The 24,883-nt window shown below is 63.9% G+C and carries 21 protein-coding genes and 1 pseudogene; 11 read left to right on the top strand and 11 right to left on the bottom strand.

Annotated elements, in window-relative coordinates; genetic code table 11:
• Nucleotides 1–13: 13 nt before the first annotated feature.
• Entirely contained in the window at nucleotides 14–334 is a 321-nt protein-coding gene (locus CH306_RS27160; RefSeq protein WP_024793405.1) for a 2Fe-2S iron-sulfur cluster-binding protein, read from the bottom strand.
• A gap of 109 nt (nucleotides 335–443) precedes the next feature.
• Here CH306_RS27160 and CH306_RS27155 point away from each other — a divergent pair, with 109 nt between their 5' ends.
• A complete protein-coding gene (locus CH306_RS27155; protein WP_052047647.1) occupies nucleotides 444–1,472 on the top strand; it encodes a helix-turn-helix domain-containing protein in 1,029 nt (342 codons plus the stop codon).
• Nucleotides 1,473–1,609: 137 nt separating this feature from the next.
• Here the strand turns inward: CH306_RS27155 and CH306_RS27150 are convergent, their stop codons facing one another.
• From CH306_RS27150 to CH306_RS27130, 5 genes and pseudogenes are all read right to left on the bottom strand, one after another.
• Nucleotides 1,610–2,353: a recombinase gene (locus CH306_RS27150; protein ID WP_230591063.1), complete on the bottom strand. Its 744-nt coding sequence runs from the start codon at nucleotides 2,351–2,353 to the stop codon at nucleotides 1,610–1,612.
• Nucleotides 2,354–2,721: 368 nt separating this feature from the next.
• Nucleotides 2,722–3,889, bottom strand: a pseudogene (locus CH306_RS27145) (site-specific integrase).
• A gap of 535 nt (nucleotides 3,890–4,424) precedes the next feature.
• A complete protein-coding gene (locus CH306_RS27140; RefSeq protein ID WP_256981284.1) occupies nucleotides 4,425–5,657 on the bottom strand; it encodes a TniQ family protein in 1,233 nt (410 codons plus the stop codon).
• A complete protein-coding gene (locus CH306_RS27135; RefSeq protein ID WP_094648403.1) occupies nucleotides 5,654–6,592 on the bottom strand; it encodes a TniB family NTP-binding protein in 939 nt (312 codons plus the stop codon). Before CH306_RS27135 ends, CH306_RS27140 begins: the two co-directional genes overlap by 4 nt.
• Nucleotides 6,593–6,596: 4 nt before the next feature.
• A complete protein-coding gene (locus CH306_RS27130; RefSeq protein WP_094648402.1) occupies nucleotides 6,597–8,276 on the bottom strand; it encodes a Mu transposase C-terminal domain-containing protein in 1,680 nt (559 codons plus the stop codon).
• Nucleotides 8,277–9,010: 734 nt separating this feature from the next.
• On the opposite strand from CH306_RS27130, the gene CH306_RS27120 reads away from it, so the two are divergent.
• From CH306_RS27120 to CH306_RS27085, 8 genes are all read left to right on the top strand, one after another.
• Nucleotides 9,011–11,077, top strand: a complete 2,067-nt coding sequence (locus CH306_RS27120) for an MMPL family transporter (protein ID WP_256981290.1) — start codon at nucleotides 9,011–9,013, stop codon at nucleotides 11,075–11,077.
• A gap of 28 nt (nucleotides 11,078–11,105) precedes the next feature.
• Nucleotides 11,106–11,357 (top strand): YgaP-like transmembrane domain, encoded by a 252-nt coding sequence (locus CH306_RS27115; protein ID WP_094639406.1) that lies wholly within the window; start codon nucleotides 11,106–11,108, stop codon nucleotides 11,355–11,357.
• Nucleotides 11,358–11,399: 42 nt separating this feature from the next.
• The gene (locus CH306_RS27110) at nucleotides 11,400–11,819 is read left to right on the top strand and encodes a DUF302 domain-containing protein (RefSeq protein WP_094639405.1); all 420 of its coding nucleotides are present in this window, start codon (nucleotides 11,400–11,402) and stop codon (nucleotides 11,817–11,819) included.
• Nucleotides 11,819–12,592, top strand: coding sequence for a sulfite exporter TauE/SafE family protein (locus CH306_RS27105; RefSeq protein ID WP_094639404.1), 774 nt, complete (start codon nucleotides 11,819–11,821; stop codon nucleotides 12,590–12,592). The genes CH306_RS27110 and CH306_RS27105 overlap by 1 nt, the downstream gene beginning before the upstream one ends.
• A 77-nt stretch (nucleotides 12,593–12,669) precedes the next feature.
• Nucleotides 12,670–12,939 carry a metal-sensitive transcriptional regulator gene (locus CH306_RS27100; RefSeq protein ID WP_032390487.1) on the top strand — a complete coding sequence of 90 codons (270 nt, stop codon included), beginning with the start codon at nucleotides 12,670–12,672 and terminating at the stop codon, nucleotides 12,937–12,939.
• A 56-nt stretch (nucleotides 12,940–12,995) separates the two neighbouring features.
• Nucleotides 12,996–14,357 (top strand): MBL fold metallo-hydrolase, encoded by a 1,362-nt coding sequence (locus CH306_RS27095; RefSeq protein WP_094639403.1) that lies wholly within the window; start codon nucleotides 12,996–12,998, stop codon nucleotides 14,355–14,357.
• 73 nt (nucleotides 14,358–14,430) lie between these two features.
• Nucleotides 14,431–14,853, top strand: coding sequence for a DUF6153 family protein (locus tag CH306_RS27090; RefSeq protein WP_027494146.1), 423 nt, complete (start codon nucleotides 14,431–14,433; stop codon nucleotides 14,851–14,853).
• Between the two features lie 85 nt (nucleotides 14,854–14,938).
• Nucleotides 14,939–15,601: a DUF305 domain-containing protein gene (locus tag CH306_RS27085; protein WP_094648400.1), complete on the top strand. Its 663-nt coding sequence runs from the start codon at nucleotides 14,939–14,941 to the stop codon at nucleotides 15,599–15,601.
• 106 nt (nucleotides 15,602–15,707) lie between these two features.
• Here CH306_RS27085 and CH306_RS27080 read toward each other — a convergent pair whose 3' ends face one another.
• A complete protein-coding gene (locus tag CH306_RS27080) occupies nucleotides 15,708–17,942 on the bottom strand; it encodes a heavy metal translocating P-type ATPase (protein ID WP_179273036.1) in 2,235 nt (744 codons plus the stop codon).
• 956 nt (nucleotides 17,943–18,898) lie between these two features.
• Nucleotides 18,899–19,150, bottom strand: a complete 252-nt coding sequence (locus CH306_RS27070; RefSeq protein ID WP_032401334.1) for a hypothetical protein — start codon at nucleotides 19,148–19,150, stop codon at nucleotides 18,899–18,901.
• Nucleotides 19,151–19,446: 296 nt separating this feature from the next.
• Between CH306_RS27070 and CH306_RS27065 the strand changes: the two genes are divergently transcribed.
• Together CH306_RS27065 and CH306_RS27060 are read left to right on the top strand one after the other, a co-directional pair.
• Nucleotides 19,447–20,742: a prolipoprotein diacylglyceryl transferase family protein gene (locus tag CH306_RS27065; protein ID WP_230593573.1), complete on the top strand. Its 1,296-nt coding sequence runs from the start codon at nucleotides 19,447–19,449 to the stop codon at nucleotides 20,740–20,742.
• Nucleotides 20,739–21,236, top strand: a complete 498-nt coding sequence (locus CH306_RS27060) for a rhodanese-like domain-containing protein (protein ID WP_230593572.1) — start codon at nucleotides 20,739–20,741, stop codon at nucleotides 21,234–21,236. Before CH306_RS27065 ends, CH306_RS27060 begins: the two co-directional genes overlap by 4 nt.
• 668 nt (nucleotides 21,237–21,904) lie before the next feature.
• Here the strand turns inward: CH306_RS27060 and CH306_RS27050 are convergent.
• The 3 genes from CH306_RS27050 to CH306_RS27040 form a co-directional block, all read right to left on the bottom strand.
• A complete protein-coding gene (locus CH306_RS27050) occupies nucleotides 21,905–22,867 on the bottom strand; it encodes a M56 family metallopeptidase (protein ID WP_094610784.1) in 963 nt (320 codons plus the stop codon).
• Nucleotides 22,864–23,220 carry a BlaI/MecI/CopY family transcriptional regulator gene (locus CH306_RS27045; RefSeq protein ID WP_094610783.1) on the bottom strand — a complete coding sequence of 119 codons (357 nt, stop codon included), beginning with the start codon at nucleotides 23,218–23,220 and terminating at the stop codon, nucleotides 22,864–22,866. Before CH306_RS27045 ends, CH306_RS27050 begins: the two co-directional genes overlap by 4 nt.
• 121 nt (nucleotides 23,221–23,341) lie before the next feature.
• Entirely contained in the window at nucleotides 23,342–24,841 is a 1,500-nt protein-coding gene (locus tag CH306_RS27040) for a multicopper oxidase family protein (protein ID WP_094610819.1), read from the bottom strand.
• Nucleotides 24,842–24,883: the final 42 nt, after the last annotated feature.

Below are 24,883 nucleotides of genomic sequence, written 5' to 3'. Positions count from 1 at the left end.
TGCCTTTCGCACATCACAATTGGAATTCAGGTGTTCGAACGATCAGGCCATCCCACGCTTCCGAGGCCACCATCTGGCACGACAACCGAGACGTGGGTTCACGCTCGGGGTTCATCGCCAGCATCTCCTCCTCGTCGGCGCCGGACAGACCCACCTCTCCTGACCACTGCGGGTCGACGATCACATGGCAGGTGCCACAGGCCGTTTCGCCCCCACAGTCTCCATCGATCCCCGGCACAGCATTGTCGGTTGCAATCTGCATCAGCGAGCGACCTTCGACCAGAGCCGCCTCGTGCTTCTCACCATCGTGGGCGACGAAAATTACAGCTGCCATGTCAACTCCTCGTTTTCCGGCGTGATTGACGAAAGTGTCGTCGCAAACGCGGGTGACGGCTATGTTCGGTGGAGTCATAAACTTGTGAATTCGGGTCAAAGGGGTCACCGTGAAGCTGAGCGACGAGGGCGTGCCACCGCTTGCGTTCGTTCAGTTGCTCGAACGCCGCGCACTCGACCCTGACGCCGCCGCGCGGCTTCGTGTGATCATGCACCGCGAAGGAACCAGTGAAGCGACGCTCATTCAGCATGACGTTCAGGCACCGATACGGTGGTTTCGGGAGGTCTATCCCGAACTCGATATCGCCCAGGCCACTCGACTCGGATTTGCGTTTGCCGAGCAGGCCCAGTTGACATCGTTCGGGCCTCTGAGTTCACCTTTGATCAGCGCTGGTTCGGTCGCCGAGATCGTCGATCTCCTGACATACCTACCATTGATCTCCACGGCGTTGAAGTCGCAGTTCCACACCGGCGACTACGGTCTGATCGTCGGGCTCACTGCGCACACAGGCGATTCCGCACTGGACTGCTTGGTCATCACCTACGGTGGGTCGGCGTTACTACGACTGCTGGACATGCTCGCCGGTGACATATCGCCGGTGACACTCCATCTGAGCTGGCCGGAGCCGGCCGAGGTGAGCCACGACGAAGGTCCGGGGGCGAATCGCCGGTTCTTCGACGCTCCGATTTCCTTCGTCCACGTACCCGAGGAGACCCTCAACAAGGCTTGTCGCTTCTCGGACCCCCTCGCATATCGTCTCGCTATCGCTGATCTGCAGCGAACACTCGCCCAGCGGAGTGGGTCCATGTCATCCGCCGAGAAGGTGAGGCAACAGTTGGAAAAGGACCTCGGACAGCGAACCAACCATGATGTTGCACAAGCATTGTCGATGTCGAGTAGCACGTTGAAACGGCGGCTTGCCGAAGAAGGAACCACCTATAGCAAGGTGCGCCACTCGCTGCTGTACGAGCGCGCGATGCTACGGCTCCTCGACCGATCGGTTTCGGTCAGCGAGATCGCTACCGAACTCGGATACAGCGACCTCGCCAACTTCTCTCACGCCTTCAAACGCTGGACCGGACGCTCTCCGAAAGATTTCCGAAATCCCCGACTCTCAGACGACCCGGATTCGACGTAGACCCCGCAGAACGGGGTCGAGATCGATGCCTCGTTCGTTCGCGGCCTGATCGATCTTCATCTCGGAGATTTCTGAGACGTCACCGCCTCCCTGCCGTGAGAAGAAGAGTGTGTGCAAACCCGAGTACCAACCACTAGTCACTCGACGGTGTCGGCCGGCACGCGTGCGGTCTCCGATTCGAGAAAGTCGACGAGAGCTTCCAACAGGCTGTCCGCGCGGGTTTCGACATCGGCCAGGACAGAGTCCACGTCGTCGAGAAGACCGTGGGCGTGTCTACGCGCAAGCGTTCCGCGTTCGTAGTAGCCGGGGTCGAGTAGAACCCGCGGTACTGGATCCGGTGCCGCGATCTGCTCCGGATGTTGTGACCGCGCAGTGGGCTGCAGGTGGGTGGGTGCCCTTCCGTCCCAGTGCATTCGCACGATGCCCGCTACCGCACGGGCGGTCAGCGGGGTCGCAGCCAACGGGGTGTGGCCCCACCGGTCGATCGCAGTCGACAGCGGATGTTGACCGGCCGGGTCGAAATACCGGTCGTATCCGCCGAGCCCGGTGCCGTCCACGGCATCGAAAGCGTCGGCGAGCATTCGGGTGCTCGGATACCGGGCCTGATGGCCGAGCACCTCACACCAGCGCTGGTACACCGTGCGCGGAGAAATGCCCGTCCCCGCCAGCGCGAGGGAGGTGAGGGTATGAACGCCGCGGCCTGTCTCGATGCGAAGGGCGTCGAGACCCGCATCGGCGGTGACATCGCATGCCCGCAGGGCCGCGATCTGCGTGTACGGCAGACCTGTCGTAGCGAGCGTGAGGATCAGCGCGTCTCTGCGCGCGAACAACGCTGACGGCCAACCGTATTCGGGGAGTCGGGCGATGATTCCGCCGATCACGGCTGCCACCTCCTGCAGGCGCGACGTGCGGGCCCCATCCAGCGCAGCCCGGACGGTCTCAGCGCGCCCTGGAGGAGGTAATAGATGCCGATGATGAGCGGAGTCGATCACCGCGATCCGGCGGCGTTGGGTCGTCGGCGCGGCGGGGTGCGCATACAGGAACCGAGCAAGTGACTCAGGAGAGGCCGCCAATGGGGGTTCGCCATGGGCGGTGCACCAGTCCTCGAACAGTGACCACGTGTGCCGATCCCGCCTCGGTATCGACGTGTTCGTGATGTCCGATGCACGTATCGGACAAGGGCGGTCGTCGTGGTCAGCATCTACCCCTGTCGTCCCGTCGCCGCTCACTGGTTCGGTCGGGTGCCTGGTCATAGGCCGAGCTCGGTGACGGCGTTGCCGACCAGTGGCGCATTCTCGTGAGCGTATGTTTCGACCATTGCGGGTGTGGTGTGCCCGGTTTGGCGCATGATCGCATGCGCGTCGGCAACCGTTGCGGAAGGCCTGCGTGACGAAGCCGGAACGGAGGGAATGCCCGCCGAGCTGGGCGACGGTGTCGGGGCCGTATCCAGCTCGAGTAGCGCGGCGGCGGATCGCCGCGTGCACCGCGGCTCCGGACAGGGCTGTGTCGGAGAGGTTGCCGTTCTTGCGAACGGACCGAAACAGAGGGGACCGTTTCTCGACTACAGGAAGGGTGCCGCGGCAGATATGGGAGTCGAATTCCACTGCGCGGGAAAGTATTCGGATGACAGCAACTCTGCCGCCGGTGTCGAACGCTGCGACGATCTGCAGCCAGCGAACCCACGCGCAGACCGGGCATGATTCGTGGCGGTCGGTGAACGGGAGTGCTTTCACGGTTCCGGTTCCGTCCTGGTCGGTCTTCGAGTGCCGCAGGCGGACATGCGCACCGTCGAGGCGATCGCGGCGGACATCGCGGCATTCGAGCGCTACGAGTTCGCTACGGCGAAATGCGCCGGTGTAGCCCATCAGTAGCAGCGCGCTGTCGCGGCGTTCGAGCACCTCCGATGCCCACCCGGTCACACTGCGACGTGCGTGATCGACGATCGTGGTGATATCGCAGGTCAGCAGCGGTGCACGGGGATTGCGGGGCCGGTCCCCCGCAGATGCGTAGTCGCGACGGATTCCGGCGAGGGTGGCGCGGACCATCTCATGGCCGCACGGGCTCTCGCGTCCAGCGCCGCGGTGGCGGTCGGCGATCGCGGCGACCCACTTCCCCAGCGTCGCCGGCGCGTAGGCCCGTATCCCGTTCGTGGTGACCGTGTCTGCGGCGTTGACGAGGTACGCCGCGACGGTGGCGGGGTGCGCCGGCAGGGGACTGTGGCCGGCGTGTGCGCACCAGGTCTCGAACCGTCGCCATGCCGAATCGTAGGCGCGGCGGGTCCCCGCTGACCGTGCCGAGGCCATCGACCGTTCGATTCGAGCGGCGACCTCGCACGACAGGTCCGGGAACACTGCCGCACCACGCGCCGAGACAACTGAATCCGTGTCCAGGCCCTCATCGAGCTGCCGTTCTGCCATGACAGGGACTGTAGCGAGCCCTCCTGACAGACTTCGCGATTCGAAAACACGCTGAGCAGGGTTTTCGGCAAAGATGGTGCGGGAAGGAAAATTCTCGTCGGTCACCGCACAAATAACGTTGGTGACTATGACCCCGGCGCGAAAACGGGCTCCTCTGCTATCGCCGCGTGTGCGTCGCGTGTGAAGTGACACGCTGGTTGTCCAATTGACAGCCTTTCTGTCCAATCGTGACCAGGGCATGTCCACTCCTGAAGACCGCCCGCATGAAAGCTCCCCACGGCCGCGCTAGCTTCCTTGTCATCGCCGCAGGTCCAGACCCCCTCATCGCCAACACGAGGACGGGCTCCGGCTGGTCTTCACGTTGGACAACTTCACTGACAACACGCGCAGAGACCGAAGATTTTCGATCATTGGACAGGTTATTTGGCACCCGACCAGGCATTCCCCCAGCAACGCGGTGGACAACTACCTGGTCCGATTGGACAACTTCGGTGTCACTTCACATCGCGGACGACCCCGCTCCATCGGGCGAGAGCTATGTCGGCGGATGGTGCAGCGGGATCCCGTGGTCAAGGAACAGTTGCACCGTCTCATCCAGCTCCGCCGCGGTGCGGCACCCCATGCGCAGGAAGTTGTACAACGAACTGGCGGATGCGGGATCGACACGCGCCGCCGCGATGGCGGCCTCGGCCGCAGCGTGCGCGTCAGCCCACAGGTCGCGCTCGGGTGCGGGATAAGACGAGCGCGTCGGAGCTGTCCCGGGATCGACCGGCTCATAGGGTCGTGGGCTCAGCAGAGATGCGTGCGCACCGCCGGCATCGATCTCACCGCTCTCGACCAACGCAATGGCGATCGCCGCGGCCTCGAGGACTTTCGCCTGCTCGTCCCAGTGCAGGTCCTCGAACGGAACCCACGCGGTCCGCAACGGGCGAGAACGACCGGCGGCCTTCCAGATCGCAACGAGCCTCGTCGCCCACCGTCCGGTGCGAACCAGTGGCGAGGACACTTCGTCGACGACGGTGCGCAGAAGCCGGAACCACACTGCGGCATGTACCCGGCCTGGGCCGAGTTCCACCCATCCCGTCGTCAGGGCCTCGGTGCTGCGCCGATCGAGGTCCGTGACCGCCGAGGGAACCGGAACGGGCGAGACCCGTTCGTCCGAACCGAACCGGACCTGATCCCAGAAGATCGCATGACCAGGGAAAACAGAGCAGGGTTCGAGTCGACAACGGTGGTCGAGGCAGCTGCTCAGCACCGGATATTGCTGCAGCAGAGCCATGTTGATACCAGCAGTGGATTCGAGGCTGTCGACACATGCCGGGCATGCCCGACTACGCGGAGTGCTCGCCCACGGCAACCATGCCTCGCTCGTGGGTGTGCGACGTCGTCGATCCTCCCTCGCGAGGTCGGCCGGTAGCAGGATCGAGAACTGGTGGACGTAGGTGTCGAAGTCGCAGCCGGCGGGGTCGGTGCTGTCGAGCAGCCACGGTGTCCACCCCGCCAACGTCATCATCCGCACCCTCTCTACCGGGACTGCACCGCGACCGGCCAGCTCGGCAAGTATCGGCTCCGGTGTGTAGCGGTCGAGATCTTCGACAGCACAATCGATTTCGAGTTCTGCAAGAAGGTCAGAGGGCCTGATGTGCGGATACAGCTCGCATATCCGGGCCAACCATGACGAGAGGACCTCACCTGGCAGTGGCTGCGGGTGCAGCGGCCACGGGCGAACGTACGCATCACCGGGCATCGGTGCGAGCCGCGCGTTCACGCGAGGTGGCGTTCGAACTGGCGGCGTCGCTCCGTGGGGCCGAGGTACGGAGTGCGCGTGAGCACCGATGAGGTCATCGCTTCCTCTCCGCTGTCGACGGCGGTCACTGCTGCGGCAGTGAGCAACGTTGCCAGTTCACCGATGGTGCCCTCGGAGCGAGTAAGGAGGTAGTCGGTCATCTCCAGTGATGTCACGTGCGAGGGTTTGCGGAGGGGGAAGCTCGTGCTGAAGCTGGCCAGCAGTGATCTGGTGTCGGCAGTGTTGGTCCAGACCGGCAAAGTCATGGGATGGAATCGATTCTCCAACTGGGGATCGGTCCGGATGGCGAGGTAAGCATCACGGGTGCCGACAGCGACAAGAGGAATGCGTAGTTCGTTGCCCAAAAACCGCAGCACGTTCAAGAATTCGCGGCGCACGTTGTCGCCGCCGGCGAGAACATTGTGGAGCTCGTCGATGATCAACATCCGTACGCCGGTGACGCGGAGCAGCATCAATGCTTGCTGTTCGAGTTCGTGGACCCGATTGCGGGGCCTGGTCGGTGTTCCCAACGCTGTGAGCAGTGCGAGGTAGAACCGGCCGGGTGACGGGTCCGGGGGCATCTGCATGCACAACACCGGTATCTGCTCGCGATCGGACAAGCTGATCGGCGGATGAGTGCGCCGGAACTTTTCGATGATCATCGACTTGCCGTTGTTCGTCGGACCGAGCAACAGTAGGTTCGGCATACGCTGTCGGTCCGGCCACGACAACAACGTCTCCAGATGGTCGATGACCGTACGGGCCTGCGGATACCCAATCCACCTCTCCGACCGGATCAACCGGATCCTGTCCGCGTCGTCGAGTGCGGCGAGCGGACGAACCGACTCCCGCAGGTGCCCCAAATCCTCACCGGACGACTCGGTGGCTTCGTCGCTGCTTCCTGTCGATGCGGTCATCGGCTCACCATTCCTCGATATCGCTGAAGACCGGCGTTGCGGTGCCGCCGTCCGCTCGAGGCTCCACCGGCGGGTAGATCGCCGGGATCGGCGCAGACGCGGCGCCGGTGAGATGCATGCGGCGGGCACGGTTGCGCCGGGCTTTGCGGGTGGCTTTCTGCGAGCGGTCGGTGACCTCGCGCATCTGCTCGATCATCGAAAACAGTGCGCCCTCATCGACGTTCGACCGACCTTGTTCGCGGAGACGGGTGATAGCAGCTCTGTGCTCCCACAGTGTCACCGCGGGATGTGACATCGTCCGGTACGGCACCTCGACATAGCCGGCACCGTCTGGTTCGAGGACCCAGATTCTGCTCAAATCGCGTGGGTCACGTCGTATCACGAACCGCCCCAGATCCTCTCGCCGCGCAACCCACGGTTTGAGCGCGTTCGAGAAGTAGTGCACGTGATCGAGAACGAAGCCCGTACGCGTCAGACGTCGCCGGATGACGGGAAGAAAGTCCACCAGGAACGCGGTTTCGCCGAGCACCACACGAGGGGCATGACCAACTGCGGCGACCCCGCCGGCCCACACCGCGGCCGGAGTGTTCCCGATCCCTGCGTGAACACTCGCGTGATACGAGGCTATGGCCAGGACCAGCCAGCGTTCCAACTCACGCAATGTCAACGCCGCATGCTTGTCCGAGTCGTAGCTTCCTCGGTCCGCTGGGTTCGAGAAGGTGGTCCCAGGCAGCTCGTGCACCGCCGTCATCGCCGTCCCGATGATGCGTTCGACGATCCCGCCGTAGTGCGGTCGGCCCGGAGGACGGTATTCGAGGGTGATGGCGTGCTGGGCGCATCCACGGCGCAGCGCTTCGCTTTTGAACTCGGAGGCGTTGTCGAGATACAACTGCTTCGGCTTCCCTGCCATCGGCCACTGCACCTGCTCAGCGAGCTCGCATGCCTCCAGCCATGTCTGCTTCTCGCAGCACACGCGGCCCAGGCACAACCCGACCGATATCGACGACGGCGGCTCCAAAGTGACGACGAACCCGAGTACGGAACGGCTGAAGACATCAATGGCGATCGTCAGGTAGGGGCGACCGATCGGTTGCCGCTCGTACTCGTCGACGATCATCACATCGACGACGGTGTGGTCGATCTGGACCTGATCGAGAATCCCCGCAACTGTCGGTGGACTGTCGCCGGCGGACTGACGCGGGCGGGCGGCATCGGGTCCTCCGCGGGACCTGGCCACCGATGCCGGATGGAGGGCGGCGATACGCGCGGTGACGGTGTTTCTGGCCGGCACTGGCAGACCCGCGCGGTGACACGCCAGCGCGATACGTCGATGCAGCGCAGCGACACTCAACTTCTGGCGATGAAGAAAATATCGGGTGAGATGGTCGCCGATCAATTCCTCAACCTCAGCCGCTACTCGGCTGCGGCCACGCCCACCCGACGAGACCTTCGTCAGAAGATCGGTGACTGTCCCCGTCCCGTTCCTGAGCCTGCCGATCAACGTGTAGACCCGCCGCCTGGATAGTCCCAAGCGCTGCGCTGCAGCGTCGACCGCTTCCGAACGCACCGGATGCATCTCCAGCAAGGGAGCCAGGACACCGAAACGGGCCTCGGCCTGGGACCACCGCTCCCCCGACGCTGTCAGCACACCGGTCTCCACGATGGCGAGCTTGTCGGGGTCCATCACAAGCCTCCCCTATCACCGAGAGCCGAACGCGACCGTGCACCGCACTTCTGACATCAGAATGTCAGAAGACACGTGCACTCACCCTCGAAACGCCTGCAAAGAGTGCAGCCGTCTTCTGAAACTGACACGAATCGTGTCAGTTTCAGAAGTCAGCTGCACTTGTTCAGAAGTGGGTGTCATACAGCCATTGTTAAAGGTAGACCTGTAGTCCGTCTCGAGCAGTCGCGGTCTTCCTACACGAAATGCGAACGTTCCCCTTTCGCCCGCGGCGGTGAACCTTCCCATTCATCACCCTCGCATCGATGATTTATACCCCTAGGGGTACTTGCATACCCCCCTAGGTATATGCAACAGTAGGTACACCCCGCCAGGAAGGATTGCCATGTGCTACCCCGTCGCATGCCCGACATGCGGTAAGACCACCTGGGCCGGCTGCGGGCGCCACATCGACAGCGTCATGAAGAATGTCCCACGGCCGCAGCAGTGCACCTGCTCGTCGAGCGAGGCACCCGATCCAGCTAGGCGCACCGGCTTTTTTCACTCCCTGTTTCATCGCTGACACCTCACCTTTAAGTCTTCGAGGAAGCTTTTGGGCCTTCGTGGCCTTGTCATATACCCCCACCCGTATTTAGGAGAATGCTATGTCCGTGCCCGCTACCGCGGCGGCTACCGACCGACACGACCGTGACCGGCCACCTGCACCTGGCGTACTCGGCCGCCTGGGGAGCGCGATGGTCACGCGTCGCCGCTGGGTGTTCGGTATCTGGCTGATCACCCTAATCGCCCTTGGATCAGCTGCACCAACGGTGTTTTCGTCGTTGGCCGGGGCCGGCTGGCAGGCCAACGGATCCGAATCCGTCCAGGTACGCGAACTCGCCCAGCAGCATTTCGGCGGCAACTCCTCTGCAGCAGTGCAGGTCGTCGTTCACTCCGACACCGCCTCGATCGAAGACCCGGCGATGCAGCAGACACTCACCGACGTCGCGGCTGTGTTCGACAGCGACACCCGCTTCGGCGAGATCGTCGCCCCCCAGCCGGGCATGACCATCAGCCCCGACCGTCACACCGGCATCCTCATCGCCGGCGCAGACGCGAGTACCGACGACATGGTCAAAGCCGTCGACGAGGTCAAAGGCGAGCTGACCGCACTGTCCGGCAACGGTATCGAGATCTACCCCACCGGGTCGTCAGCACTGTGGTCGGACTTCAACAAAGCCAACCACGACGCCATGATCCAGGCCGAATTGTTCTCCTGGCCGGTCACTTTGGCGATCATGGTGCTCGCGTTCGGCTCTCTCGTCGCCGCGGGATTGCCGCTGCTACTCACCGTCGCCGGCCTGGTCGCATCCGCAGGCGGACTTGTTCTGCTCAACGGCGTCACGCCGATCTCGGTGTGGGCGATGAACTTCGCGATGATGTTCGCCCTCGCCCTCGGAATCGACTACGCCCTGTTCATCGTCGCCAGGTTCCGCGACGCACTGCGCAACGCCGATCCGCGTGCCGCGGTCGCCGAAACCATGGACACCGCAGGCAAAGCCGTGGTCCTGTCCGGACTGACCGTCCTGGTGAGCCTCTCGGCCGTCCTGCTCGTTCCCGCACCGGCGGTGCGCACCATGGCCGTCGGCATCATGCTCGCAGTGACGTTCGTGCTGATCGCCACCATGACCCTGCTCCCCGCAACCCTGGGTGCACTCGGCTCCAAGGTCAACGCCGCATCCTTGCCCTACGCCAAGCGTCAGCAGCACCGCTCCCCGAAATTCGCAGCCTGGGGTGAACTGCTGCACAAGCACCCCTGGCCGTTCGCTCTGGTGTCCGTGGGCATCCTCATCGCGCTGGCTCTTCCGGTCCTCGGACTGAAAGTGGCAATGCCCTCGATCTCCGTAGTGCCCGAGGACGCACCGGTTCGCCAGGGCTACGAGCTCGTCCAGGCCCAGTTCGGTGACGGCGCGCCCGGCGCACTGCAGATCGTCGTGCCAGCGTCGGATGCGGCCGCGACCGCCACCGCAGCCACTACCGTCGACGGAATCTCGATGGTCACCCCGCCTCAACCTGCGTCCGATGGCTCGAACTATTCACTGCTGCAAGCACTTCCCACTGTGGACCCCTCGGACGAGAGAATGGGCGCCATCCTCGGTGACCTGCGCGCACAGCTGCCGGAGTCGGCGTTGGTCGGCGGTGCGCCGGCGGAGAACCTCGATCTACAGCAAGCACTGAACGACTACCTACCGCTGGTGATCGGCATCATTCTGGCGCTCGGTTTCATCCTGCTGCTCGTTGCGCTCCAAGCACCCCTGATCGCGATCCTCGGCACCGCCGTCAGTCTGCTCTCGACCGCGGCAGCGTTCGGGGTCGCGAAACTGATCTTCCAGGACGGGCACGGTGCGTCACTGCTCGGCTTCACCCCGCAAGGCTTCCTCGACGGCTGGGGTCCGGTGTTCTTCTTCGCGATGATCTTCGCCATCGCCATGGACTACACCGTGTTTTTGCTCGCCACCGCGAAAGAGCACTACGAGAAGACCGGGGACCCGAAGGCAGCTCAGGTCGACGGGCTCGCGCACTCCGGCCGGGTCATCTTCGCCGCCGCCGCGGTGATGGTCGCCGTGTTCTTCACCTTCGCACTGTCCGATCCGCTCCCACCGAAAGAGATGGGCATCATTCTCGGTGTCGCGGTACTGCTCGACGCCTTCCTGATCAGGCTGATCCTGCTGCCGGTCTTGCTGCGTCTGACCGGTCACGCCGCATGGTGGTCACCAGCCTGGCTGCGCAAGGTGCTGCCGTCGATCAGCTTCTCTCACTGACACCCTCACCACACCCAACGGAGCACTGATGATCGACCCGAACACAACCCACTCGGCGGCATTCACAGGATGGCCGATCGAACGTATCGTCCCCGCCCTTGCTGCCGGTGTCACCGCCACCGGTCTGGCACTCGGCGAATTACACGCACCGCAATGGCGACTACTGAGCGCGTTCGCTGCCGCGAACCTCGCCCTCTACGCAGCGGTCGGCTGGTGCCCGGCGAGCGCACTCCTCAGCCGGGTCGGCGTGCCGAGTATTCGTCGGCCCCTGAACGGGTAGACCTACATCACCGCAGTTTGATAATCGAAAGGAATTTCCCTCATGAACATCGCACTCTCGACCACCCTGACCGACACCGACTTCGCCACCGCAGTCGACTCCGTCAAAGCAGCCCTGTCCGATCAGGGATTCGGTGTTCTCACCGAAATCGACATGCAGGCCACGTTGAAGGCCAAACTCGACGAGGACATGGAGCAGTATCTGATCCTCGGTGCCTGCAATCCCACCCTCGCGCACCGCGCCGTCGGAGTCATGCGCCAGATCGGGTTGCTGCTGCCGTGCAATGTCGTCGTCCGCGCCGACACGAGCGCACCCGGATCGATCATCGTCGAAGCCATGAACCCCGACATCATGGTACAAGCGACAGGCGAACCAGCACTCTCCGACGTCGCCGCGGAGGCCACCACCAAGCTCCAGGCCGCTATCGACGCACTCGGTGGCCAGGACACAGCACACAGCTGATGACCCTGACGCTGGCCCTGGTTCTCGGCGTCGCCGTCGGCATCCTGCTCGGTCTCCTCGGCGGCGGTGGGTCGATCGTCGCCGTCCCGGTTCTGGTCTACGCCCTCGACCTGCCCCTGGCGGAGGCGATACCGACCTCGTTGCTGGTGATCGGTGTCGCCTCGGCGACCGGGGCCATCCCCAAGGTGCGGGCGAAGCTCGTCGAGTGGCGACTGGCTGCGATCTTCGCGGCCACCGGTATCGTCGGCACCCTGGTCGGCAGCGCCCTGGGAAGACATCTGCCCGAGGCCGCCGTGATGATCGGCTTCGCGATCGTCATGATCATCGCCGGGGCGCGGATGCTAGGAAGCACCGACGATGTCGGAACTGCCTGCAAAACAGGGAATTCCGGGATCGACTGGCGGCGGTGCGCACCACGGTCCATCCCGACCGGGTTCGGCGTCGGAGTCCTCACCGGACTGTTCGGCGTCGGCGGAGGATTCCTGATCATCCCCGCACTCGTGCTGCTGTTGGGAATCGAGATGAGTGTCGCCGTCGGAACATCGCTGGTGGTCATCGTCGCCAACTCCGCCGCCGGACTGATCGCTCAGGCCGACGGGCTCGGCGGGAACTGGCCGCTGACAGCCGCGTTCGCCGGTGCGGCGATCGCAGGCTCGCTGGTCGCCGGGCGACTGAGCACACGCATCGACACCGACAAGCTGCGCACGTGGTTCGCCTACCTGGTGTTCGCCGTCGCAGGCTACGTACTTGTCGACACACTCTTTCTTTCATGACCGGACGCACACACCGACCCGATGCCCCCAGGGGTAATCTGAAACCACTACCACCCTCACACCATCAGGAGATCGCAATGGTCGGCGACGAAGACAGCATCGCATTGGTACTCAACCGTCTGCGCCGCGCACACGGCCAGCTCGCCGGAGTGATCGGCATGATCGAGAACGGACGCGACTGCAAAGACGTCGTCACCCAACTCGCCGCAGTGTCCCGCGCCCTCGACAAAGCCGGCTTCAAGATCGTCGCCACCGGCCTCCGCGAATGCATGACCGGCGAGACCGCCGACAACAAAGAACCCATGACCGAAGCGGAACTGGAAAAACTCTTCCTCGCACTGGCCTGAACGACACATTTCACGTCAGAAACGAGGCCGACCCGACAACACCGTAGGAGTACCCCATGAGCACGACCGATCCAGATATCGCCATCATCGAAACCTCGAGCCTGGGCGACCGCAGTTACCTGGTCAGCCACGACGGCATCGCCGTTGTGATCGATCCCCAACGTGACATCGACCGCGTCCTGGCATTGGCAGCGGAGAAGAACGCCACCATCACCCACGTACTCGAAACCCACATCCACAACGACTACGTCACCGGCGGCCTCGAACTCGCACGCGCTACCGGAGCCGAATACGTTGTGCCCGAGGGTGACCCGGTCGAATTCGAGCGACGGGCAGTGGGGGACGGCGATGTCGTCGACGCGGGATCGGCGACGTTTCAGGTCATGCACACCCCGGGCCATACACATCATCACGTCAGCTACGTACTGCAACTCGGAGACGAACCGATCGCGATCTTCACCGGCGGCTCGATGCTCTACGGATCCACCGGCCGCACCGACCTACTCGGCTCCGAACACACCGACGAGCTCACCCATGCCCAGTTCCACTCGGTCCGTCGAATCGCCGCCGAACTCCCCGCCGACGTCGAGGTCTACCCCACCCACGGATTCGGTAGCTTCTGCTCCGCGACCCCCACCAGCGGCGACTCGTCGACCATCGGTGAACAGCAACAGTCCAATCCCGCGCTGACCCAGGACGAACAAACCTACGTCGACGAGTTGATCGCAGGACTGTCGGCCTACCCCGCGTACTACGCCCACATGGGCGTCATCAACACCGAAGGCCCCGCACCGATCGACCTGTCGACCCCAGAACCCGTCGACCCCGACGAACTACGCCGCCGCATCGACGACGGACAATGGGTCGTCGACCTCCGCGCACGCACCGCCTTCGCTGCCGGACATCTCGACGGTTCCCTCGGCTTCGAGCTGTCGACGACATTCGTCACCTACCTCGGCTGGCTCTACCAGTGGGGTGCGCCGCTGACCTTGATCGGCGACACATCCGATCAAATCGACGAGGCCACAAGGGAGTTGGCACGTATCGGCATCGACCACCCCTCCGGCTCCGCTGTCGGAGAGATTCATTCGCTCGCCAGCGACGGGCGCGTACGGTCCTACGAAGTGTCCGACTTCGCCGGACTCGCCGCAGAGGACTCGGACATTGCAGTGCTCGACACCCGTCAACAGTCCGAATACGCGGACGGCCACATCCCCGGTGCGATCAACATTCCCCTCCACGAACTGCCGCACCGACTCGCAGAAGTTCCCGACGGCAAAGTGTGGGTGCACTGCGCCTCCGGCTATCGCGCCTCGATCGCGGCCTCACTACTCGACCGGGAACATCGCAGCGTGGTGCTCATCGACGACGACTACAACCGCGCAACAGATCTCGGACTCGACACCTCGAAGACATGACGAAATGCTTCGACGACCGAACGCGACGAGACAGGCGTACCCCCAGGGGGTATATGTTGGTATCATCGGCCGCATGCACTCAGTGAATCGGCACGGTCGACGGGGCACAGCTCCGACGGCAGCTTTACTGATTGCACTGACGGTGTTCGGTGTCCTGTTGATGCATTCGGTGACACCGATGTCGATGCCCGTGACCGGCTCGATGTCCACATCGATGAGCGGCGGCCATGCCTCGTTCGCAGCACCGTCCCACACGGACGCCACGGTTCCGGTGATGACCGGGGAACATGACTGCCCGTCGGGGCACCAGATGATGCATCCCTGCGTCGGCACGACGGTGTCGTGGCCCGCGCTGACGGTCCCGGCGATGAGCGCAGCCCTCGACCTGGCGCCGACATCGGTGAACCGGATCATTGGACGGGCCGACTCCACGCTTGAGCGTGCGCCGCCGTGGACGTTATGGGAGTTGGACAGATCGGTGACCTTGCGAGTGTGACAGGGAGCCCGGCAGACGCGTGTCTGTCGGCGGATCGAACGACATCCAATTCTCTGCACTACCCACTCTTGCAAGGAGTTTCCTCATGCGTACCAAAGTCATTGCCTCGATCGCTGCTGCCGCTGCGAGCGCGTTCCTCGTCGTCGGCTGTAGCGACAACGCGGCCGATTCGTCGATGGACGGCCATGCGATGGGATCGATGTCCTCGGCACCGATGTCCTCGGCCCAAGCAAGCGCGTCCGCAGAGTTCAACGATGCCGACGTGATGTTCGCGCAGATGATGTACCCGCATCACGCCCAAGCAGTCGAGATGGCCGACATGGCGAACGGCCGCACCGACAACCCGGAGGTGCTGTCGCTGGCATCGGCGATCGCCGCCGCGCAACAGCCCGAGATGGACCAGATGACCACCTGGCTCACCGAGTGGGGCCAGCCCATGCCCGACATGGACAGGGGTGACATGGGTGACATGGGTGACATGGGTGACATGGGTGACATGGGCGGGATGGACCACAGCTCCGACAGCGGCATGATGACCGCTCAGGACATGGACGCGTTGATGGCAGCGTCGGGACCCGAATTCGACCGCCAGTGGTTGACGATGATGATCGCCCACCACACCGGCGCCATCGAGATGGCCAACACCGAAATCGCAGACGGTTCCAATCCTGACGCCCTGGAGATGGCCCGCACCATCGTCGCCACCCAGCAGCAGGAAATCGACACCATGCAGCGACTGCTCGGCTGACCCGGCCCGCTATAGACAACGATGGCCGCATCCTCTCCGGCGGAGAAGGTGCGGCCATCAACGTTCCACAATTGTCAGGGCTGCGTTCCCGGTACGAGATCAGCTCTCACAGTGACGGTGTGCGCTGCGACGGAGCATTGGAACTCCCGTCGTTCACCGCTCCGGTGATGGTGTCGGGTGTGAGGTCGAGTCGCCGAAGCAGCTGCGCGTTCGCGGCGACGATGATCGTCGACAGCGACATCAGGATCGCGCCGATCGACATGGGCAGCACGAACCCGACCGGCGCGAGCACTCCTGCCGCGAGCGGAACTGAGATGAGGTTGTATCCCGCTGCCCACCAGAGGTTTTGCTTCATCTTCCGGTACGAGGCGCGCGAGAGTTCGATCACCGACAACACCGACCTCGGGTCGTCGCTGGCGAGGATCACTCCGGCCGACGCGATAGCAACGTCGGTACCCGCGCCGATAGCGATACCGACATCGGCCTGCGCGAGAGCCGGTGCGTCGTTGACTCCGTCACCGACCATCGCCACGGTGCGCCCTTCCTGTTGAAGTTCAGCAACGTTGTGGGACTTGTCTTCCGGTTTCACCCCCGCGAAGTAGCGGTCCACACCGAGCTCGGTGGCGACGGACTGCGCGACGGCTTCGGCATCACCGGTGATCATCACCACCGCGATACCCCGAGCGTGGAGCGCATCGACTGCCGTGCGGGATTCGGGCCGGATCTCGTCGGCGAGCGCGAGGGCACCGATCACGGCCCCGTCGGCGAGGACGTGCAGGATGATCGCCCCGTCGCCCCGCCACCGGTCGGCGACAGCAAGTTCGGATCCGTGTTCCTGCTCGAGCAGCGCGGGCCCGCCGACCTGCACGCGGGTGCCGTCGACGTCGGCTGCGACCCCGACGGCGGGGGACGACTGGAAGTCTGCTGCAGCCGGGACGGTCAGGTTCCGCGCGCGTGCGGCCGCAACGATGGCGCGAGCCAGGGGATGTTCTGAGTCGGCTTCTGCGGCAGCGGCCAGCGCGAGAACGTTGTCGGCGGTGCGCCCGTCTGTCACCTCGATTGCGGTGACGGTGGGTTCACCCTTGGTGAGGGTCCCGGTCTTGTCGAAGAGCACGGTGTCCACCGTGCGCATGGTTTCGAGTGCGAGCCGGTCCTTGACCAGGACACCGCCGCGGGCGGCGCGTTCGGTGGCGATGGAGACCACCAGCGGGATCGCGAGTCCGAGTGCGTGTGGGCAGGCGATGACCAGCACGGTGATGGTGCGGATGACGGCGTCGTCGGGCATCCCGAATAGCGTCCACACGGCGGCGGTGATGATCGCGGCACCGAGAGCGAACCAGAACAGCCAACCGGCGGCCGTGTCGGCGATGCGCTGAGCGCGCGAGGTCGAGTTCTGGGCGTCGGCGACCAAGCGGCCGATGCCGGCGAGGGCGGTGTCCTCCCCTACTGCGGTGACCTGGACGCGCAGACCGGAGTCGGTGGCTACCGTGCCGGCGACGACGTGGTCGCCGTCGCGGCGGCGGACGGTGCGTGATTCGCCGGTGATCATCGATTCGTCCATGCTCGCCGATCCGGAGACGATGGTGCCGTCCGCGGGTACGCGGCCGCCGGGGCGGACGACGACGACATCACCGAGCTGCAGCTCGGCCGGGGACACCTGCACTACGTCGTCGCCGTCGACGCGTTCGGCGGTGTCCGGGAGCAGTGCTGCCAATGAGTCCAGAGCGGTGGTGGTCTGCGCGAGGGATCGCATTTCGATCCAGTGCCCGAGCAGCATGATCACGATCAGCAGGGCCAGTTCCCACCAGAAGTCGAGCTGATGATCGAGCAGGCCGAGGCTCGCTCCCATCGACGCAATGAATGCGACGGTGATCGCGAGGGCGATGAGCAGCATCATTCCCGGTGCACGGGAACGGATTTCGCTGACTGCGCCGGTGAGGAACGGGGACCCGCCCCAGGCGTACATCACGGTGCCCAGCACCGGGGAGACCCAGGCGATCCACGATGAGTCGGGCAGTGAGTATCCGAGGAGCATCGCGAACATGTTCGAGGCAACGATCACCGGAACGGCGAGGACCAGCATGACCCAGAACAGGCGACGAAACATACCGACGTGATCCCCGTGACCGGCATGACCACCGTGACCGGTGTGCCCGCCGTGCTCTGCGTTGTGCCCGCCGTGCTCTGCGTTGTGCCCGCCGGTGTCGTGGTCCGACTGCGGAGTCGCCTTCTCTGCCACGTCCGTGTGCATTTCGGGTCCTTCTTCATGCCCGCTGTGCTGCAGTCTGTTCGGCGGATCCGTCCGCGCGGAGTCGACGTCGGAGTGTGTGTGATCGTTCATCGTGCTGTCCTCTCATCCATCGAGTTCGATATCCATTCATCCCATGAACTCGTGGGTTCTGGTTCGGCTGTGTATTCGGCGTCGAGGGCGACAATGATCTGCGCCTGGACGAGCGTGGCTGTACTGGTGACCGTGAATGTCCCTGCCGCCGCCGATAACGCGACAGTGTCCATTCCGATCACGGCGTTGACGTCGTTGCGGACCGACGACTCACAGTGGCCGTACATCGATACCGGCGTAACTGACAGTGCGTGATGATCATGCGTAGCTTTCGACATCTCGGACAACATATACCCCATAGGGGTATATGTCGATCAAGTCGAACCATACCCCTTCCTGATCTCATTGGGAAGAACCGTCAGGGTGTTGTCAACGCGTGAGCGCCAGTCGGCTGGCCACCAGGTGCACCCGCGGTCGCTGTCATGCTCACGGACGGGCATGGATGTCGATACCGATTCGGTCAAGGGGCGCATGCATCCGCGGCACAGCTGAGCCTTACAGCGACGGGCGTACCTGCACACGCGCGTGGATCATCGGCGTTCGCTGCGATTTCCGTTACGAGTCTTCTCACCGACTGGAGGCAGGGCAGGGCGAATTACGCCGTGTCACGGCGCGCATGGCGAGCCCGCGTGTCGACTCTCGAAGATCGCGGAACTGCTCGTTCGGTCGATCGCTGACGCCGCAGATCGGACGGTGGAGCGATACTGTCTCGTTCACCATGGGGCTGCGGCGACGCCGATGTAGCGTTGAGTAAGTCGTAGATGGGTGTATCACTCACGTTCGGTTCCACTTTCGATCTGATCGTTTCGGTGCGCCTTCGAACGCGCCGACAGTTGCCGCTCACCGGCCCCGGGCGAGCCCTGCCCTACCGGCCAGCCGGCGCGCACCGACATATCCAGTCCGCAAACTCGGTCACATGCGGTGAAAATGCCTGCCCGTCACACCGCAGTTGCTCTTTACCGAGTGTCGGCACGCTTGCGCAGCGCAGCGGTCGCCAATTCTGCGACCGCTGCGCGATAGAAATCTCGATCTATCTCCCCGGCCGCGAATCTACGATCGAGGATTTCCTGCGCGTCCTCCCCCGATTGCGGGCGAGCGGACATCAGCCGAACCGCACCCCAGATCAACAGAGCGATCACGACCAGCCAGAACGCGGCCATTCCTGCCATCATCGTCCATCCGCCACTCATGGTGCCCATATTCATCATTGCTGCTCCTCACTCTCGCACCAGCCACCTGCTGACCTGCGGAGTGTGGTCATCCCGCAGCTCCTACTATAACGCTTAGTAGTTCAGCTACTATCGAGCATAGTAGTTGACTGCTGTCGAGACGCCGTCGCCCGGACAGGCGATGATGGAGGCAACCTGTGGGAAAGAAATCCAGCAAGTCGCGATCGAAAGCGCACAAACGACGAACCACGGCGACACGATCCGGGGGCGGCCCACCGGCTCCCCACCCCGGTGCCATACGTACTGAGCCCCAGCCAAGGCATCCCCTCTCAGCGGTGGCCCCACATTCTGCGGTCAGCGTCGCCGCCGCCGATTATCTTCGAAGCAGGGGCCACTCGCCCGGCAGCGGTGCACTCCATCCCACTGTCGCCCGGGCTTTCGCGCCGGCCTCCACTACCCCACCGCGAGCGTCGGCCCAGGCCGCAGATCCGACGATCGATACTGCAGCGCCGCCGGAGCGCCCACGTGCCCGCACGCCTGAAGCTGTTGCGCCCGCACCGCAGAGTTACGCACCCAAGCGCTCACCAGCCACCAGTTGTACCGATGAGATTTCCCAGGTCGAGCCGCTGGGGCTTGCGGTGACGTACTGGGGTGTCGGCGGGGCCGATGCCGAGCCCAGCCACGACGTGGCGATTCGCTTCACTGGATCGCGGGTGGAAGTCGAGGGCCATGCATCGACCGAGAAGGTCGGTTTCGATCGGACTCTGGTCGTGAAATCACGTCCTGCCGCTGGAGGCCGGTTCGCCGCGACCACCCGTATTCAGGGCATTGCCAGCGGGGAGTGGGAGGTGAGTGCGCGACGCATCGACGGGGGCGCAGACAGTAGCGAACGGCAGCAGAACTCTGTGCTCACCGCGCGCACTGCGCTACTGACATACGGTCCCGCTGTGCGGGTGTGGAGTTGGCCGGCGTTGGTAGCCGCGGGAGCGGTGGTTGCATTGATTGTTCAGGGATTCCTGCTCTCACGCATGGATGCCAATGTTGCTGCTGCTGTTGCAATTTCAGCTCTGAGTTGCATTCTGGGATATATCGGTGCCAAGGTTTGGTACTTGATCTTGCACCGTCGACCGATATCTACTTTCATCCGCGCAGGAGCGTGCATACAAGGCTTCCTCCTCGTTTCGCTCGGCACCTTGGTCATCGGCGGAGCACTCGGGGGTATGGACGTCGGCGCAGTCCTGGATGCAACCACCCCGGGATTGTTTCTCGGCATGGCGATCGGTCGTCCGGGATGCTTCTTGGCGGGCTGCTGTTCGGGGCGTCCGACTCGATCTCGGTGGGGCCTGTTTTCGTCCGATCGCACCCTGGCGACGAGGAGGATTCCGGTTCAGCTCTACGAGGCCGCTGCAGCCCTGTTGATCGCGGGAGTTGCGCTCGCCGCGGTACTTCAGGTCGACCTTCCCGTCGGAGGGCTGGTCTTCCTGGGGAGTATTGCCGCATACACATTGGTCCGGCAAGGCCTGTTTCTGTTTCGAGTGGACGCGCACACTCGTCGAGGCCGACTCACTGTCTCGCTCATCTGCTGCGCGGTCCTCATCGGCGTCCTCGCAGCGTCGCAGGTGCTCTCGTGATCACCGAACGTATTTTTATGCGTGTGCCTTTCGGTGATCACCTCGATGCGATGGCACCGCATTCGGTGTCCCGATCGACGCTCCGTAGTCCGGCATCGATACTGACTGTCCTCGTCCTTGCACTCGCTGGATGTACCGGCGGCGAGGCCACTGAGCCCAGTGCGTCGATGCCCGTCGCTACGCGGGCAGAACTGCTCGATCCCGCTGACTTCGCCGCCGCGATTGCCGATCCCGGCCGAGTCACGATCAACGTCCATACCCCCAACGAGGGCCAGCTCCCTGGAACCGATTCGAGTCTTCCCTTCGACCAGATCCGACAACAGGCCGCGACGTTGCCGCCCGACCGGACCACACCGCTGGCGATCTACTGCCGTACCGGGACAATGAGCGCCACCGCGGCGAAAGACCTGGCCGCTCTCGGCTATACCGATGTCGTCGAACTACAAGGCGGCATGCTCGCGTGGCGACACACCGGACGAACCATCGAAGAATGATCAATCACCTTCCGCAGTGCCGACCCCGGAGGTTGATCACCAGAACGTGTCCGATGAAATCGGATGCCGAGATCGTCTTGTTCGGGGTTCACCAGGTCGGGACCGGACAATTCGCCGATGGTTCCCGCTGCTGCCGGGAAGTAGTCGATATCGGTTTGCCACCGGGCGCAACGGAGTCGAACGGGCCCCCTCCCCGTACCGCCGAATCAGAACCTCTCGCGCATGCTGTCCCGCTCAGCGCTACCAGCGCAGGGATGCCGCCGCTTGCGGAATGCCTTCTCGGCGGTGCTTCGGCTCCGTCGGCCAACTCGCTCACGAGCAATAGCGTGTGGACGTGCAGGCGCGCGATGACAGGCCAAAAACGAGACGGCGGCCGCCGGAGGACGCGGGCGCTCTACACCGAGGCGTACAAGCGTGAGCGCCGCCGTCAAGGTCGGGGTTGGGTGGTCCTGATGGCGGGTGTCGTGATCGGTGCGACCCACGTCGTAATTCATCTCGGGCAGCTTCGGTTTCTTCCGAGCGCCGGATGGCAGGATCTCGCGGTCGGCTATCCGATGGCGATGGTCCTCGCGCTCGTCGGTCTCATGATGATCGCTTCCCGCACCCGAAAGCCGAGGGGCGAGTATTGCGGACTCGCTCCCGTGATCTGTAGTGCCGCGCGGGGCATTTCATCCCACCGCGCAGGATGCCAACGTCATGGCCCCCAGCAGGGCCACTACTGGTAACGCAGGCAGGGCAACGGCGGTGCACGCTACGAACGCCCGCGCCCACCGGAGGGGAGCATGCGGGATCACTCGGTCCACGGCGAGACGATCGAGCCGCACAACGGTGGCATCGGAAACCATACCGAGGGCGGGCAGAGGAACAGGGTGCGGGCGCAGCGAAGTCAGAGCGCGCCGCACGGGGTCTCGTCCGTGCGAGCGGGCTGCGCGGGCGTCCGCGTCGAGTTCGACCAGAGCGCGCACGAGCGAAGGTGACGCTCGCATGATCGGTAGCCACGGAAACGCATAGGCCACCGACTCGGCAATGCCTACGAGCAGATGATGCCGGCCATCGATGTGTGCACGTTCGTGTGCGAGGACCGCCTCGACTTCAGCAGGCGTCAACTGCGTACGCAGCCCCTCGCTGGCCACGACCATCGCCGGTCGTCCCGCGACGCTGTACGCGAGAGGACTGTCCAACGGAAGCCACAAGGTCGACGCGGGTTGATTCGAACCGGAAAACCCGACGCCTCCAGCGATGATGCGCAGCAGATCGATGTGCCGCTCGTACACTCGCCGTCGCTCACACACTGCGCGCCTCAGGTGAATGATCCAGCGGACTGCGCCGCAGCCCAACATCGCAATCCCGACAACCCCGACGATGGCCTCGACGCGGGCAGGTATGTCGCCCTGAAGGGCGAGCCAGCATTGGTGTGCGATGTCGACCAGGGTCGTCACGCCCCCATGACTGGGGATCGCACTGAGCACGACCGGTACCGCAATGCTGACCAAGGTGCCCACAACGAGCGCCGACCACGTCAAGAGCGTGACGTGCGCATCGATACCTCTGTCGATCATCGACCTCATCAGCAATGGCGCGGCAGCCGCAACCAACAGCCCACCGAGGGCCCACAGGAGTACGGCAGTCACCTCTTACGCTCTTTCAGACCGCGGGTGAGCACCTTCGATTCGTCATCGGAAGCGCCGCGGGCGAAGTGCAGCAGCACGCTCGTCGGGTCGCCGGTCGATTCGAGAAGTATTCGCAAGGCGTCGGAGGCGGCTTCTTCCCTGCTTCGGGTGGCTTCGTACCAATATGCCCGTCCGTTGCGTTGTCGGTGTACCCAGCCTTTACGGTGCAAATTGTCGAGCACCGTCTGAATCGTGGTGTACGCCGGTTCTCGACCGTCCTCGAGTTGATCGATGACATCACGAACCCGGACTGCGGCGCTGGTATTCCACACCACGTCCATCACCAGAGCTTCGAGCTCTCCCAAACCCTGCATGAGTGCCTCCTAGGCGCGTGTTCACTCTATCCCGTCGAACGAGCCAGCTACGTGATCCTTCGGTAGCGAGCACCCTGGTCCGAGAGGTTTGCATGCCTCGAATACGAATGCGGCCGTAGGCTCACGCCAGGTAGGACACCGATGTCATCATTCCCGCTTCCCCGTGATAGAGGTTGTGGCAGTGCAGAAGCCACTGGCCGGGATTGTCGGTGTCGAAGTCGACTTCGACAGTTTGGTTCGGCAAGACCAGCGAGGTGTCCTTCCGGGGGCCTGATCCGGCACCGTTGACAACCTCGAAGGTGTGTCCGTGCAGATGCATGGGATGAAACATCGTGGTGGCGTTGACGAAGCGAAGTCGTACTCTTTCGCCTTCGCGAACGTCGAGGGGGGTGTGCTGCTCGTACGTCTCACCGTTGAGCGTCCAGGTGTACCCGCCCATCTCCATCCCGAGAGCGATGTCGTACGTGCGATCCGGCTCGCGTGCGGACAAGCGGACCGTATCGAGCGACCTCAGTCGATCAGCCATCACCGGGGCTGCAGAGAGTTCGGCAGGCCGGACTGAGGACTGCGGCGCGGCGCCTGGCCCGGTACGCAACACAGCGAACCCGCTCCCGTCCTTACCTTCCGCGGCGGCGACAATCGGAAACGCCCCGTCCTGCAAGGTGATGATTGCGTCGTAACGCTCTCCCATCCCTATCAACAAGCATTGCGCCTGCTCGGGCTGAACCGGAAATCCGTCGCTGTGAGTAACAGTGAGAGGATGCCCCCCCACTGCGAAACGGAAGGCCGTGTCGGCAGCTGCGTTGATGATGCGCAGGCGCAGCCGCTGGCCCGGCCGTCCGCCGAGCACGATGGGATCGGCCCCGATCTTGCCATTGATCAGGTAGTACGGGTAGCTCACGTCGCCGGTGTCGCCACCGAGAGGCGACTGGGCGGTGGGCGCGCTCATCGACATGCCGCCCATCGACATGCCCTCGCTGCGCAGCCGTTCGAGTTCTCGATCGGGGTCGCCGGCTACCCCGTCGAGCCAGTCGTCGAGGACCAGGACGGCTTCGAGGTCGTAGTCCGAGCCGTCGGCGGGGTCCTCGACGATCAGCGGTGCATACAGTCCTCTGTCGAGTTGGGTACCGACGTGAGGGTGAAAGAAGTACGTGCCCGCGTCGGGCACGGTGAAGTCGTAGCCGAACGAGTCACCGGAAGCCACAGCCGGCTGAGTCAGGCCCGGCACTCCGTCCATGTCGTTGCGCAAGGCGATTCCGTGCCAATGGATCGTCGTCTCCTGCTCGAGGCGGTTGTCGAGCTGTGCGCGCAACACATCACCTCGGCTCAGGCGAATCTCGGCACCGGGGAGTCTGTCGCCGAAAGTCCAGGTCTGTACCTGCACTCCGCCGAGGTCGACCGTGCTGGGCTGAGCACTCAAGGAAATATCGACTTGTCTGCCGGTAGCCGAGCGGCGCGCGTCCTCGGCCTGTCCCACCACATCGGAGTCCGGTCCGACGACTGCTGTTGCGGACGAGCCATTGCCGCATGCCCCCAACACGACGGCACTCGTTCCGGCCGCGCTCAGCGCGAGAAAGTTGCGGCGCGTGAGCGAGAACGCACCTGCCCGCTGCCCGGTCATACACATCTCCCAATTCTGTAGAAGTCCGTCCGCCGGCGGGCG

Origin of the sequence: Rhodococcus sp. 15-725-2-2b (genome assembly GCF_002259075.1) — a bacterium.
Classification (GTDB): domain Bacteria; phylum Actinomycetota; class Actinomycetes; order Mycobacteriales; family Mycobacteriaceae; genus Rhodococcoides.
The sequence above is the reverse complement of the archived record's forward strand: the minus strand, read 5'-3'. Positions and strand labels throughout refer to the sequence as shown.

What these genes read in the sequence shown, in the direction of transcription:
- CH306_RS27160 (WP_024793405.1), bottom strand. Translation starts at nt 334, where the DNA reads ATGGCAGCTGTAATTTTCGTCGCCCACGATGGTGAGAAGCACGAGGCG.
- CH306_RS27135 (WP_094648403.1), bottom strand. Translation starts at nt 6,592, where the DNA reads ATGACCGCATCGACAGGAAGCAGCGACGAAGCCACCGAGTCGTCCGGT.
- CH306_RS27130 (WP_094648402.1), bottom strand. Translation starts at nt 8,276, where the DNA reads ATGGACCCCGACAAGCTCGCCATCGTGGAGACCGGTGTGCTGACAGCG.
- CH306_RS27120 (WP_256981290.1), top strand. Translation starts at nt 9,011, where the DNA reads ATGGTCACGCGTCGCCGCTGGGTGTTCGGTATCTGGCTGATCACCCTA.
- CH306_RS27115 (WP_094639406.1), top strand. Translation starts at nt 11,106, where the DNA reads ATGATCGACCCGAACACAACCCACTCGGCGGCATTCACAGGATGGCCG.
- CH306_RS27110 (WP_094639405.1), top strand. Translation starts at nt 11,400, where the DNA reads ATGAACATCGCACTCTCGACCACCCTGACCGACACCGACTTCGCCACC.
- CH306_RS27105 (WP_094639404.1), top strand. Translation starts at nt 11,819, where the DNA reads ATGACCCTGACGCTGGCCCTGGTTCTCGGCGTCGCCGTCGGCATCCTG.
- CH306_RS27100 (WP_032390487.1), top strand. Translation starts at nt 12,670, where the DNA reads ATGGTCGGCGACGAAGACAGCATCGCATTGGTACTCAACCGTCTGCGC.
- CH306_RS27095 (WP_094639403.1), top strand. Translation starts at nt 12,996, where the DNA reads ATGAGCACGACCGATCCAGATATCGCCATCATCGAAACCTCGAGCCTG.
- CH306_RS27090 (WP_027494146.1), top strand. Translation starts at nt 14,431, where the DNA reads ATGCACTCAGTGAATCGGCACGGTCGACGGGGCACAGCTCCGACGGCA.
- CH306_RS27085 (WP_094648400.1), top strand. Translation starts at nt 14,939, where the DNA reads ATGCGTACCAAAGTCATTGCCTCGATCGCTGCTGCCGCTGCGAGCGCG.
- CH306_RS27080 (WP_179273036.1), bottom strand. Translation starts at nt 17,942, where the DNA reads ATGAACGATCACACACACTCCGACGTCGACTCCGCGCGGACGGATCCG.
- CH306_RS27070 (WP_032401334.1), bottom strand. Translation starts at nt 19,150, where the DNA reads ATGATGAATATGGGCACCATGAGTGGCGGATGGACGATGATGGCAGGA.
- CH306_RS27045 (WP_094610783.1), bottom strand. Translation starts at nt 23,220, where the DNA reads ATGCAGGGTTTGGGAGAGCTCGAAGCTCTGGTGATGGACGTGGTGTGG.
- CH306_RS27040 (WP_094610819.1), bottom strand. Translation starts at nt 24,841, where the DNA reads ATGACCGGGCAGCGGGCAGGTGCGTTCTCGCTCACGCGCCGCAACTTT.